General features: G+C 71.6%; 11 protein-coding genes. 6 read left to right on the top strand and 5 right to left on the bottom strand.

Annotation, left to right across the window (positions count from 1 at the left end; all coding sequences use genetic code 11):
- Nucleotides 1-58: 58 nt before the first annotated feature.
- Nucleotides 59-712 carry a uridine kinase family protein gene (locus QMK28_RS04065; RefSeq protein ID WP_326435573.1) on the bottom strand — a complete coding sequence of 218 codons (654 nt, stop codon included), beginning with the start codon at nt 710-712 and terminating at the stop codon, nt 59-61.
- Nucleotides 713-900: 188 nt separating this feature from the next.
- Here QMK28_RS04065 and QMK28_RS04060 point away from each other — a divergent pair, with 188 nt between their 5' ends.
- Nucleotides 901-2,292, top strand: a complete 1,392-nt coding sequence (locus QMK28_RS04060) for a peptidase C39 family protein (RefSeq protein ID WP_326435572.1) — start codon at nt 901-903, stop codon at nt 2,290-2,292.
- Between the two features lie 454 nt (nt 2,293-2,746).
- Here the strand turns inward: QMK28_RS04060 and QMK28_RS04055 are convergent, their stop codons facing one another.
- Together QMK28_RS04055 and QMK28_RS04050 are read right to left on the bottom strand one after the other, a co-directional pair.
- Nucleotides 2,747-5,014, bottom strand: coding sequence for a heavy metal translocating P-type ATPase (locus QMK28_RS04055; protein ID WP_326435571.1), 2,268 nt, complete (start codon nt 5,012-5,014; stop codon nt 2,747-2,749).
- 89 nt (nt 5,015-5,103) lie between these two features.
- Complete coding sequence (locus QMK28_RS04050) at nt 5,104-5,394, bottom strand: heavy-metal-associated domain-containing protein (protein WP_326435570.1); 291 nt, start codon at nt 5,392-5,394, stop codon at nt 5,104-5,106.
- 184 nt (nt 5,395-5,578) lie between these two features.
- On the opposite strand from QMK28_RS04050, the gene QMK28_RS04045 reads away from it, so the two are divergent.
- Both QMK28_RS04045 and QMK28_RS04040 read left to right on the top strand, forming a co-directional pair.
- Entirely contained in the window at nt 5,579-6,565 is a 987-nt protein-coding gene (locus QMK28_RS04045) for a hypothetical protein (protein WP_326435569.1), read from the top strand.
- Nucleotides 6,566-6,626: 61 nt separating this feature from the next.
- On the top strand, nt 6,627-6,860 hold the full coding sequence (locus tag QMK28_RS04040) for a hypothetical protein (protein WP_326435568.1): 234 nt from the start codon (nt 6,627-6,629) through the stop codon (nt 6,858-6,860).
- A gap of 162 nt (nt 6,861-7,022) precedes the next feature.
- Here the strand turns inward: QMK28_RS04040 and QMK28_RS04035 are convergent, their stop codons facing one another.
- A complete protein-coding gene (locus tag QMK28_RS04035; protein WP_326435567.1) occupies nt 7,023-7,739 on the bottom strand; it encodes a TetR/AcrR family transcriptional regulator in 717 nt (238 codons plus the stop codon).
- A 276-nt stretch (nt 7,740-8,015) separates the two neighbouring features.
- Between QMK28_RS04035 and QMK28_RS04030 the strand changes: the two genes are divergently transcribed.
- Nucleotides 8,016-8,345 (top strand): DUF6191 domain-containing protein, encoded by a 330-nt coding sequence (locus QMK28_RS04030; RefSeq protein ID WP_326435566.1) that lies wholly within the window; start codon nt 8,016-8,018, stop codon nt 8,343-8,345.
- Nucleotides 8,346-8,365: 20 nt separating this feature from the next.
- On the opposite strand, the gene ligD is transcribed toward QMK28_RS04030, so the two are convergent.
- The gene (gene ligD, locus QMK28_RS04025) at nt 8,366-9,268 is read right to left on the bottom strand and encodes a non-homologous end-joining DNA ligase (RefSeq protein ID WP_326435565.1); all 903 of its coding nucleotides are present in this window, start codon (nt 9,266-9,268) and stop codon (nt 8,366-8,368) included.
- Nucleotides 9,269-9,300: 32 nt separating this feature from the next.
- On the opposite strand from ligD, the gene ku reads away from it, so the two are divergent.
- Both ku and QMK28_RS04015 read left to right on the top strand, forming a co-directional pair.
- Complete coding sequence (ku, locus tag QMK28_RS04020; protein WP_326435564.1) at nt 9,301-10,377, top strand: non-homologous end joining protein Ku; 1,077 nt, start codon at nt 9,301-9,303, stop codon at nt 10,375-10,377.
- Nucleotides 10,378-10,628: 251 nt separating this feature from the next.
- On the top strand, nt 10,629-11,819 hold the full coding sequence (locus QMK28_RS04015) for an acyl-CoA dehydrogenase family protein (RefSeq protein WP_326435563.1): 1,191 nt from the start codon (nt 10,629-10,631) through the stop codon (nt 11,817-11,819).
- The last annotated feature ends 35 nt before the right edge of the window (nt 11,820-11,854 follow it).

The raw sequence follows: 11,854 nt of genomic DNA, 5'->3' as shown, positions 1-11,854 counted from the left end.
TCGCAGGCGGGACGCGGACCGACGGCGAGCGGTGACGGACGGTGATGGCGCGGGGCGTTCAGGTGGCCACAACGGGCCCCGGCAGCACCTCGTACCCCTCTTCACCCTGGAGTACCAGAAGTTCGGCGTACGGACGGGAAGGGTCGGCCGCGAAGTGTTCTCGCTCCGCGGGCAGCCAACTGTCCCAGAATGTGGACATGTCCGGTCCGTCACGGTGTTGACCACGCTCCCAGGACGCCCGGTCGGCCAGTTCCATCCACAGCAGACGGGCGAGATACGGGCGCAGCGCCCGGCGTCCGGCGCCCACTCCCTCCACGATGACCACAGGCGCGGGCGGGACGGTGATCCGCTCGCCGGGCTCCTCGGCGAAGCGGCGCCGGACCCAGTCGTAGGGGCCGTACGAGGCGCGCTCGCCGCGGCGCAGCGGGGCCAGCGCCAGCTCGCGGAACCGGTCGGTCCAGCAGAACAGCTCGTCGTGGCTCGCGAAGTCGTCCAGATGGACCACCGGCGCGCCGCCGAGCGTTTCGGCCAGCCGTTCGGCGAAGGTGCTCTTGCCGGACCCCGCGTGTCCGTCGACCCCGACGAGCCGTACGGGCCCGCAGGACGGCGGCAGCGCGCGGAGCCGCCCGGCGAGTGCGCCGAGCGGGCCGGTTGGGCCGGTTGGGCCGGTTGAGCCGCGCGGGTGCGCCGCGGGGGAGTCGCCGAGGTCCATCGCGCCAGCGTACGTCAGTGGTCCACACCAATATTGGCGACGCGACGCGGTACGCAACGCTGGCCGAAAAGGACCCGGACCGTAGATAGTTGTCCGACCGTCGTGCATCCGCCGCCCCGAGCTGCGGCATATGGATACCACCCGGGCGCCGCCCGGACACCACCTGGATTCGACTGGGGGAACTCGCCATGACCAACTCAGCCCCACGCCGCACCGTACTGGCCGCCGCTCTCGCGGCGGCGGCCGTCGGCGCCGCCGCGCCCGCCGCCTTCGCCGGTCCGGGACGACCGCACGGCGGCTCCGGCGCGGCCGGAACCACCGGCTCCGCGGCAGCCACGAGAAAGCCGCCGGTGGACTACCACGCCTGGACCTCGTACACCGACTGGCGCTGCGGCACGGCGAAGGGCGCCCGGGCCGAGGGCGGCAAGCGCCCCGGCCTGCTGATCGGGCACCCGTCCGGCACCGTCGACTACCCCGACCCGCACACCGGCACCACCGCGACCTGGGAGTACGCCTCCTGGACCGCCCCGGTCCGCAAACTGCCGACGCCCGCGAGCGAGGTCGTGGCCTCCTGGAACGCCGACACCCCGGCCGGCACCTGGGTGCAGATCGAGCTGTACGGCACCTACACCGACGGCACGAAGACCCCCTGGTACGTGCTGGGGCGCTGGGCGGCGGGCGACGAGGACATCAAGCGGACCTCCGTCGACGACCAGACCGACGGCAAGAGCAGGATCTGGACCGACACCTTCGCGATCGACGACACGACCGGCACGCTGCGCCTGGCCTCGTACCAGCTGCGGCTGACGCTGTACCGCAAGCCCGGCGGCACGAAGTCGCCCAAGGTCTGGCGGCTGGGCGCGATGGGCTCCGACGTCCCGGACCGCTTCGAGGTGCCGGCCTCCCACCCGGGGGTGGGCGCGGGGCGCGAGCTGACGGTGCCGCGCTACTCGCAGAACATCCACAAGGGCCAGTACCCGGAGTACGACAACGGCGGCGAGGCGTGGTGCAGCCCGACCTCCTCGCAGATGGTCATCGAATACTGGGGCCGCAAGCCCACGGCGAAGGACCTCGCCTGGGTCGACCCGGCCTTCGCCGACCCCCAGGTGTGCCACGCGGCCCGCTACACCTTCGACTACCAGTACGAGGGCTGCGGCAACTGGCCCTTCAACGCGGCCTACGCCGCGACGTACCGCGACATGCAGGGCCTGGTCACCCGGCTCGGCTCGCTCACCGACGTCGAGAAGCTCATCCGCGCCGGAATCCCGGTCATCACCTCGCAGTCCTTCCTGGCCACCGAGCTCGACGGGGCCGGCTACGGCACGGCGGGTCACCTGATGTGCCTGATCGGCTTCACGGCGGACGGCGACGTGGTGGCCAACGACCCGGCGAGCGACAGCAACGACGGGGTGCGCAACGTCTACAAGAGGCGTCAATTCGAGAATATCTGGCTGCGCACCAAGCGCTACAACGCGTCCGGCAAGGTCGTGAGCGGTACCGGCGGCGTCTGCTACCTGTACTTCCCGGCCAAGGTTTCCCCAGCTCAGAAGCGTGTACTGGCCGAACTCGGCATCCGCTAGACCGTCGCGAGGGTGCTGAGGCCAACGGCCCCAGCACCCTCCGAAGTACGCGGTTCAGGGAGCGAGGGAGAATCCAGGGAGATCTTTTCAGAGGAGGCATCATGCTGAGGTGCAGCACACGCGGATCAACGGAGGGCGTCCGGCTCGTCGCCACCGTGGAGGGCGCCAGCGGTCCGGGCGGGGAGGTGGCTGCGTGCAGGCAGCATCAGGATCTCTACCCGTCGCCGGGTTCAGACGTGGAGCTGATGACACGCTTTCAGATTCAACCAGTCACGCAGCGCGGCACCTCCGCACGCTCAGAACTCCAGCTGCCACCGGCCCGCAGGCAACACCAGATCAGCGATCTCCACAGGGACCCGACGCATCCAGACGTGTGCGCTCCACCACCACCAGCACCGTCGTAGCCACCGCCGGGCCAACAACGCTGCATCACCGCGGTCCATGGCGCCAACGCTCACCGCATACCGGCACGCTCGGCGGCGCGGAACCCGCGCAGGCGCAGGCTGTTGCCGACGACGAAGACCGAGGAGAACGCCATCGCGGCCCCGGCGATCATGGGGTTGAGCAGCCCGGAGGCGGCCAGCGGCAGTGCGGCGATGTTGTAGGCGAAGGCCCAGAAGAGGTTGGACTTGATGGTGCCGAGCGTCCTGCGGGCGAGCCGGATGGCGTCCGCGGCCGTCCGCAGGTCGCCCCGTACCAGGGTGAGGTCGCCCGCCTCGATGGCGGCGTCGGTGCCGGTGCCCATGGCCAGGCCGAGGTCGGCCTGGGCCAGCGCGGCCGCGTCGTTGACGCCGTCGCCGACCATCGCGACCGAAAGCCCCTGCTTCTGGAGGCGCTTGACGACATCGACCTTGTCCTGCGGCATGACCTCGGCGATCACCTCGTCGATGCCGACTTCGGCGGCCACCGATTCGGCGACGGCCCGGTTGTCGCCGGTGAGCAGGATCGGGGTCAGCCCCAGCGCGCGCAGCCGTCGGACGGCTTCGGCGCTGGTCTCCTTGACCGCGTCGGCGACCTCCAGCACCGCACGCGCCTCGCCGTCCCATGCCACGGCGATGGCGGTGCGGCCCTGTGCCTCGGCCGCGGCCTTGGCCCGCTCCAGCGCGAGGGGCAGCCGCATCGCCCACTCGGCGAGCAGCTTCTCGCGGCCGACGAGTACCGCGTGCCCGTCCACGATGCCCTGGACACCGAGCCCGGGGACGTTCGCGAAGTCCTCGGGCGTCGGCAGCGGGCCGACCCGCTCCGCCGCGCCCGCGGCGACCGCCTGCGCGATCGGGTGTTCGGAGGCGTGCTCCAACGCGCCTGCCAGCCGCAGCACTTCGGCCTCGTCCTGGCCTTCGGCTGTGTGCACCTTCAGGAGCGTCATCCGGCCGGTGGTGACGGTGCCGGTCTTGTCGAGCAGGATGGTGTCGACCTCGCGGGTGCTCTCCAGCACCTCGGGGCCCTTGATGAGGATGCCGAGCTGCGCTCCGCGGCCGGTGCCGACCATGAGCGCGGTCGGCGTCGCGAGGCCCAGGGCGCACGGGCAGGCGATGATCAGGACGGCGACGGCGGCGGTGAACGCGGCGGTCAGGCCCGCGCCGTTGCCGAGCCAGAAGCCGAGGGTGCCCAGCGCGAGCGCGATGACGACGGGCACGAAGATCGCCGAGATCCGGTCGGCGAGCCGTTGCGCGGCGGCCTTGCCGTTCTGCGCGTCCTCCACCAGCTTGGCCATCCGGGCCAGTTGGGTGTCCGAGCCGATCCGGGTCGCCTCGACGACGAGCCGGCCGCCCGCGTTGAGCGTCGCGCCGGTGACGCCGTCGCCGGGCGTGACCTCGACCGGTACGGACTCGCCGGTCAGCATCGACGCGTCGACGGCCGAACTGCCCTCGACGACCGTGCCGTCGGTGGCGACCTTCTCTCCGGGGCGGACCAGGAAGCGGTCGCCGACGGTGAGGTCCTCGGTGCGGATCAGCTCCTCGCGACCGCCCCGCAGCACGGTCACCTCTTTGGCGCCCAGCTCCAGCAGCGCCTTGAGCGCGGCCCCCGCCTTGCGCTTGGACCGGGCCTCGAAGTAGCGCCCGGCGAGGATGAAGGCGGTCACCCCCGCGGCGGCTTCGAGGTAGATGTTGCCCGCGCCGTCGGTGCGGGCGATGGTCAGCTCGAAGGCGTGCGTCATGCCGGGCGTGCCGGCGCTGCCGAAGAAGAGCGCCCACAGCGACCAGAGGAACGCGGCCGAGGTGCCGACCGAGATCAGCGTGTCCATGGTGGCCGCGCCGTGCTTGGCGTTGGTGTACGCGGCCCGGTGGAAGGGCCAGGCCGCGTAGGTGACGACCGGGGCGGTCAGCGTGAGCGAGAGCCACTGCCAGTACTCGAACTGCCAGGCCGGGACCATCGCCAGCACGATCACCGGCAGCGCCAGCACGACGGCGGTGGTCAGCCGCTGCCGCAGCGGCCGCAGTTCGTCCGCCTCCTCGGCGGTCGGGTCACCGGCTCCGCCGTCGGAACGAGGTGGCGCGGGCGGCGCGGCGGTGTAGCCGGTGGCCTCGACCGTGGCGATCAGCTCGTCGACCGCGATATCGCCGCGGTAGCTGACCTTGGCCTTCTCGGTGGAGTAGTTGACGGTGGCTTCCACCCCGTCCATGCGGTTGAGCTTCTTCTCGATGCGGGCGGCGCACGAGGCGCAGGTCATGCCGCCGATGGCTAGTTCGACCTCGGCGTTGATGGGGGTCGTGGTGGTCATCTCTGCTCCTCGGACTGGAGGACGGGCCGACGGGGCCGGCTTGGTTACGGGCCCCGGCGGCGGGTTGGTGCGGCGGGTGGGCGAGGCGGTCAGGCCCGGCCGGTGAGGGCGTAGCCGGCCGCGTCGACGGCCTTCGCGATCAGGTCGTCGGCGGGCTCGCCGCCGGTGGTGACGGTGACGCGGCCCGCGGCGACCTCGACCTCGACCTCGACGCCGAGGACGTCGTCCAGCTCGCTGATGGCCTTGTCGATCGTGGACGCGCAGTGTCCGCAGGTCATGCCGGAGACGTGGTAGACGGTGGCGTGCGCGTCGGCCACGGCGGCGGACTGGTCGGCCGGGTCGGTGGAGCAGCTTCCGTCAGGGGTGCAGCAGGACGCCATGTGACTTCTCCCGTGGTGTGGATGCTTCTCGTGTATACCCCTAGGGGGTATCGAAGGTGCTGTGTCATATATACCCCCGCCCCGTATTGTGTGGCAAGGGCCCTTCGAGCTTGACTCCATACCCCCTAGGGGTATGGTCTGGGGTGTCGGCCGCTGCACGCGGCCCTGTAGAGGGGGAGACGCCATGAACACCGCACTGAAGATCTCCGCGTTCGCGGCCGCTCTCGCGGCCACCTTCGGCACCGCTTACGGGGTGGGCGGCGGGGTGGACCCCATGACGTCGAAGGACGAGCCCGCCGCGCACGCCGGGCACGGCGCGGACGCCGGCGCCGGCGAATCGGACGCGGCGGAATCCGGCGGGGCGGGAAAACCGGACAGCCCGGCGGGCGGACTCCAGGTGTCCGAAGGCGGCTACACGCTCGCCCTGAAGAACAGCCGCGTCCAAGCCCGCGCCGACGGCGAACTGCGCTTCGCGATCCTCGACGGGCGCGGCCGCGAACTCACCGAATACCGGCGGGAGCACGGCAAGGAACTGCACCTCATCCTCGCCGCCCGCGACCTGTCGACCTACCGCCACCTGCACCCCACCCGAGCCGCCGACGGTACCTGGAGCACGCCCGTGGACCTGCCCAGGGCAGGCGACTACCGGGTCTTCGCCGACTTCACCCCCGCCGCGAAGGGCGCCGAGAACCTGACCCTGGGGGCCGACCTCGCGGCCTCCGGCTCGTACCGGCCCAGCCGGCTGCCCGAGGTGTCACGCACCGCCGAGGTCGACGGCTACACGGTGACCCTCGACGGCGCGCTGCGCCCCGGCGCGGCCCGGGAGCTCAAGCTCAAGGTCTCCAAGGACGGCAAGCCGGTCACCGACCTCGACCCCTATCTGGAGGCGTACGGACACCTGGTGGCGCTGCGCTCGGGCGACCTCGCCTATCTGCACGTCCACCCCAACGGCGCGCCCGGCGACGGCTCGACCGAGCCCGGCCCGGCGATCTCCTTCACCGCCACCGCCCCCAGCTCCGGCGCGTACCGCCTCTTCCTCGACTTCAAGCACGAGGGCAAGGTGCGCACGGCCGCCTTCACCGTCGAGACGGGGAAGAACGGCGCGGGTGACGCGAGCGGCGCGGGCCAGGAGGCCCCGAAGGAGCCGGAGGGCAAGGGACATGAGCACTGACGGGCGGTCCGGGTCCGGGGTCGCGGCGGTGGCGTCGTGCGCGGCCGAGGGAGGCCGCCCCGTGGCGGGCGTACACAACGCGCCCGCCACGGGGAAAGGCGCGCCGGGCCGTTCCTGGGAGCTGGTCCTGCGCGCGGCGGGTCACCCGCTGGTGCGGCTGACCGCTGCCGCGCTGCTGCAGGCCGCCGTGTCCTATCTGGAGCGGCCGGGCGGCGCGGCCGGATCGAGGGGCCGGCCCCGGAGCGGGGCTACGGAGCCGAGCACCTGCCGTCCGAACGGCAGCGGAAACGCGTAGATCGCGCCGACGCGGGGCAACTCCTCCCGCGCGGCGCAATGGCGGCGGCGTCGTGGTCGGTTTCCGTCACCCGTCCCCGCACGCCCTCAAGGTCGGGCGCGGGCCCGGGTGGGCACCGGGGCGGGTGCGGATCGCGCCGGGCGGGTCTGCCGGCCGGCCGCGTCAGGAGAGCTGGAAGGCGTCGGCCAGCGCGTCGAGCCCGGCTTCGAGCAGTGTCAGCGGGTCGTGGCCCATACCGCTGAACTGCGACGCTACCTCCAGGCTGACTGCGCCGTGCATCTGCGACCAGGCGAGAACCGCACCGGCCAGCGCCCGCCCCGCGTCGTCCCCGTCCGCCGTGCCCAGCTCCCGGGCGACCCACGCGGCGACCTCGGCCTCGCGCTGCGCCCACGCGTCCATCTGCCGCACCATGGGCAGCGTCGCGGGGTTCGGATCGCCGCCCGCGAAGACCTTCAGGAACGGACCGAGCGCGGCGCGCGCCCGCAGCAGGGTGTCAGCGGGGGCGGTGTAGCCGGGGAGGGGCGTGCCGGCGATCAGCAGATAGCGGTGCGGGGACTCGACCGCCCAGGACCGGTACGCGCCGGCCAGCGCGCGCAGTCGCTCGCGCGGTGAGCGCCCGGCGGGGCAGGCTTCGGCCGCGTGCCCGACCGCGGTCGCGAGGTCGTCGTAGGCGTCGCGGATGAGCGCGCTGATCAGATCGTCGCGGCCGGCGAAGTAACGGTAGAGAGCCGGCCCCGACATGCCCAGGTCCTTGGCGATACGGGTGAGCGCGATCGCCCCGGTGCCGCCGTCGGCCAGCTGTCGCAGGGCGATCTCCTTGATCTCCCCGCGTGTCTGTTCCCGGAATCGGGCCCGTGGACCTTCGATGGGCGGCGTCATGACCGTGTGTCCTCTCCTCGGTGCGTAATCCATCCTAGCGAAGCTGACAAATCGTAACGAAAGCGAGCAGGGGTAAGCGGCGGACTCGATCGCCGCTCCACGACGCCGGGGGCGGCGCTGCGCCGCGCTGCGCCGCCCTGGCCGGAAATCGCAGCTCGACCGGGACCGGACCGCTCCCCGCCTCGTACACTCCCGCCATGAAATCCACCCCGCTCGCCTCCCGGGTCCCGCCAGGGGCTATCCGTATGGCGACGTCACGCCGGACGGTGTGAGCGGGTGGAGATACTCGCGGGTCTGCTGATCGGTCTGGCCCTGCTGGTTCCCCTGTGGAGGTGGGCGAGCGCCGTGAAGCGATCGGGTACGTCGATTTCGATGACGGGCTTCGACGAGATCATGACTCTCTTCCACACCGCCAAGCGGGTGCAGTTGGAACAGCGGCAGACGGAGTCGATGCTCCGCGACGACACGACTGACGGCGCGCCGCCGGCCACCCGGATAGACCTGGTCGGCGGCACGGCCGTCATCAGGATTCCGGACAGGGCTCCGGACAGAGTTCCGGACAGGCGTACGCGCAGGAATGCGTGCGGAGGTCCGCGCGAGGACTAGGCCGGGCGGCCGGAACGCCCCTACGGCAGCGCGCCCCGGCCGGAGCCGTCGGCGAGCGGGGCCAACAAGTCGCCGTGGGCCTCCGCGCGCTCCAGGACCTGTTCGGGGGCGAAGGCGAGATCCTCCGGCGCCGAGCACGCGGCGATCTCGTCCCAGCTGACCGGCGTCGCGACGCCGGGGCGCTCGCGGAGCCGCACGGTGTACGGCGCGGCCGTGGTCTTCGCGCTCGCGTTCTGCGACCAGTCGATCAGCACCCGGCCGGTGCGTGCGGCCCGCGCCATCGAGACGACGACCAGCTGTGGATGCTCCTCCTCCATCCGGGAGGCCAGCGCCCTGGCGTAGTCGGCCGCTTCCCGCGCCGGGGTGGGACGCAGCGGTACGTAGAGGTGCAGGCCCTTGGAGCCGGAGGCCACGGCGTACGAGGTGAGCCGGTCGTCGTCGAGGAGCTGGCGCAGCCGCTGGGCGACCTTGCAGCAGACGACCACGTCGGTGCCGGGCCCCGGGTCCAGGTCGAGCACCAGGCGGTCGTGCGCGTCGGGGCCGCCGGAGGCGGTCCACTGCGGGACGTGCACCTCGTACGCGCCGAGGTTGGCCATCGCCACCAGTGACGCCGTGGAATCGACGACGATGTGCGGGGCGGGCCCCTCCTTGCCCTCGACGGGGGCGATCGTCAGCCAGTCGGGTGCGCCGGGCGGCGGGTTCTTGGCGTACCAGGTCTGCCCCGCAGGCCCGTCCGGAGCCCGGACGAAGGACGCCGGCCGGTCGGCGGTGTGCGGCACCATCACCGCCGCGACCCGGGTGTAGTAGTCCAGGATCCGGGCCTTGGTGTGGCCCGAGGCGGAAAAGAGGACGCGGTCGAGGTGGGTCAGCGCCAGGCGATGGCCGTCGACGCTCACGGCCTGCCGTCCTGCGGAAGCGGGCATAGGCTAAAAAGTCCCCCCGAAGGGATAAAAGTATGCGAACCATATGGAAGGGGGCTATCGGCTTCGGGCTGGTGTCCGTCCCGGTCAAGCTCTACGCGGCCACGGAGGAGCACTCCGTCCAGCTTCACCAGGTCCACATGAAGGACGGCGGGCGCATCCGCATGAAGCGGACCTGCGAGGTGTGCGAGGAGCAGGTCGATTACGCGGACGTCGCCAAGGGCTACCAGGACGACGAGGGCAACACCGCGGTGCTCACCGACGCCGACATGGCCGAACTGCCGCTGCCCAGTAAGCGGCTCATCGACGTCCTGGCCTTCATCGACGCCGACCGGATCGACCCGGTGCGGCTGGCCGGCCCGTACTACATCAGCGCCGAGTCGGCCGCCGCGAACAAGCCGTACGTCCTGCTGCGGGAAGCGCTCAAGACGACCCGGCAGGTGGCCATCACCAAGATCACACTGCGCACCCGGGAATCCCTGGCACTGCTGCGGGTCCACGACGACCTGCTGCTCCTGCACACCATGTACTGGCCCGACGAGATCCGTGACGCCGCCGGTCTCGCCCCGCCGGACTCGGTCGCCGTCCGGCCGCAGGAACTGAAGATGGCCTCCAGCCTGATGGACACCCTCTCCGAGGACTTCGACCTCGACTCGCTCCACGACGAGTACCGGCACGCCCTCGAAGAACTGGTCGCCGCCCGGCTGAGCAGCACCACCCCCGCGAAGAAGAAGGACACCGCCGCCGCGCCGGACAACGTCATCGACCTGATGGCCGCACTCCAGGCGTCCATCGACGCCCGCTCGGGCGGCGACGAGGGCGAGGGCGGGGCGACCCCGAGGAAGCGGGCGTCGAAGTCCAGGGCGCGGAAGAGCGCCGCCTCGGGGAGCACCGCCTCGGGAACGAAGGACGCTTCCCCGCGCAAGAGTTCCCCGGCGAAGAAGACCGCGAAGAAGAGCACCGCGGCCACGTCTGCCACAGAGAGCGGCGGCAAGCGGACCGGCACGGCCGGCAGTAAGTCCGGCACCGCCGCGAAGAAGACCGCCGCCTCGGCGAAGAAGACGACCGCCGGGAAGGCAGCCGCGAGCAAGCGGGGCCGCGCGTCCGCCTGACCGGCGGGGCGTGATGTGGCCGGACCGGACCGGACCGGACTGGCCAACGGCCCACCGGCTCCGCCCAGTCAGCCGCACCGATGCCCGCCGCTGCTCCCGATTACCACTGCTTTGCGTCCGGCCGGCGTCAAGTCCATGCCGTCCACGGCATTGCGGGGGTCCGACAACGCCGCCGCCATTCCAAATTACTGAAACAAGTTCTACTGTGGCCGCCGTCGTCGCAGGGACAGCGGGACTCAGAAGGAGAAGCCGTGCACCTCGAATACACGCCAGAGCAGCAGCGGTTGCGCAGCGAGCTGCGCGCGTACTTCGGCGAGCTGGTGCCGGACAACGCCTACGCGCGCTACGCCGAACCCGCCGCGCAGAAGCGCTTCTACCGCGAGACCGTCCGCAAGCTCGGCTCGGACGGCTGGCTGGGCGTCGGCTGGCCCGCCGAGTACGGCGGACGGGGTCTGGGTCCGATGGATCAGTTCATCTTCTTCGACGAGGCGGCGCAGGCGGGCGTTCCGCTGCCGCTGATGGCGCTCAACACCGTCGGCCCCACGATCATGCAGTTCGGCACCGACGAGCAGAAGCGGTACTTCCTGCCGAAGATCCTCGCCGGGGAGCTGGACTTCGCGATCGGCTACTCCGAGCCCGACGCGGGCACCGACCTCGCCGCGCTCAAGACCCGCGCCGTCCGCGAGGGCGACGAGGCCACCGGCCACTACACCGTCAACGGGCAGAAGATCTGGACGACCAACGGCGACACCGCCGACTGGGTCTGGCTCGCGGTCCGTACCGACCCGGAGGCCAAGCCGCACAAGGGCATCAGCATCCTGCTCGTGCCGACCACCGACCCCGGCTACTCCTGCACCGTCATCAACACCCTCGCCTCGCACGACACCACCGCCAGCTACTACGAGGACATCCGGGTGCCCGCGAGCCGGCGCGTCGGCGAGGAGAACAAGGGCTGGCGGCTCATCACCAACCAGCTCAACCACGAACGCGTCACCCTCGCGGCGCACGGCACGATGGCCATCCGGGCGCTGCACAACGTGCGGCGCTGGGCCGCCGACACCAAACTCGCCGACGGCCGCAGGGTGATCGACCTCGGCTGGGTGCGCGGCCGGCTGGCCCGTACGCACACCCGGCTCGACGCCATGAAGCTGCTCAACTGGCAGATGGTGTCCGCGCTGCAGAACGGCGCCCTCACCCCACAGGACGCCTCCGCCGTCAAGGTGTACGGATCGGAGGCGCGCCGGGACGCGTACGCCTGGCTGATGGAGATCACCGGCGCGGCCGGGGCACTCAAGGAGGGGTCGGCCGGCGCGGTGCTGCACGGCGAGTTGGAGCGCGGCTACCGCAGCGCGGTCATCTTCACCTTCGGCGGCGGCAACAACGAGATCCAGCGGGAGATCATCTCCTGGATCGGCCTGGGGATGCCGAGGGTGCGGCGCTGACGGCACTGACACCGGCGCTGACGCCGCCGACCGCA

The sequence above is a fragment of the Streptomyces sp. H27-D2 genome, from assembly GCF_035828615.1.
Taxonomy (GTDB): domain Bacteria; phylum Actinomycetota; class Actinomycetes; order Streptomycetales; family Streptomycetaceae; genus Streptomyces.
Note: the sequence above shows the minus strand (reverse complement) of the source record. Positions and strands in the feature narration are given on the sequence as shown.

Coding starts and splice junctions, on each gene's coding strand:
- QMK28_RS04055 (WP_326435571.1), bottom strand. CDS start 5,014: ATGACCACCACGACCCCCATCAACGCCGAGGTCGAACTAGCCATCGGC.
- QMK28_RS04060 (WP_326435572.1), top strand. CDS start 901: ATGACCAACTCAGCCCCACGCCGCACCGTACTGGCCGCCGCTCTCGCG.
- ku (WP_326435564.1), top strand. CDS start 9,301: ATGCGAACCATATGGAAGGGGGCTATCGGCTTCGGGCTGGTGTCCGTC.
- ligD (WP_326435565.1), bottom strand. CDS start 9,268: ATGCCCGCTTCCGCAGGACGGCAGGCCGTGAGCGTCGACGGCCATCGC.
- QMK28_RS04050 (WP_326435570.1), bottom strand. CDS start 5,394: ATGGCGTCCTGCTGCACCCCTGACGGAAGCTGCTCCACCGACCCGGCC.
- QMK28_RS04045 (WP_326435569.1), top strand. CDS start 5,579: ATGAACACCGCACTGAAGATCTCCGCGTTCGCGGCCGCTCTCGCGGCC.
- QMK28_RS04065 (WP_326435573.1), bottom strand. CDS start 712: ATGGACCTCGGCGACTCCCCCGCGGCGCACCCGCGCGGCTCAACCGGC.
- QMK28_RS04035 (WP_326435567.1), bottom strand. CDS start 7,739: ATGACGCCGCCCATCGAAGGTCCACGGGCCCGATTCCGGGAACAGACA.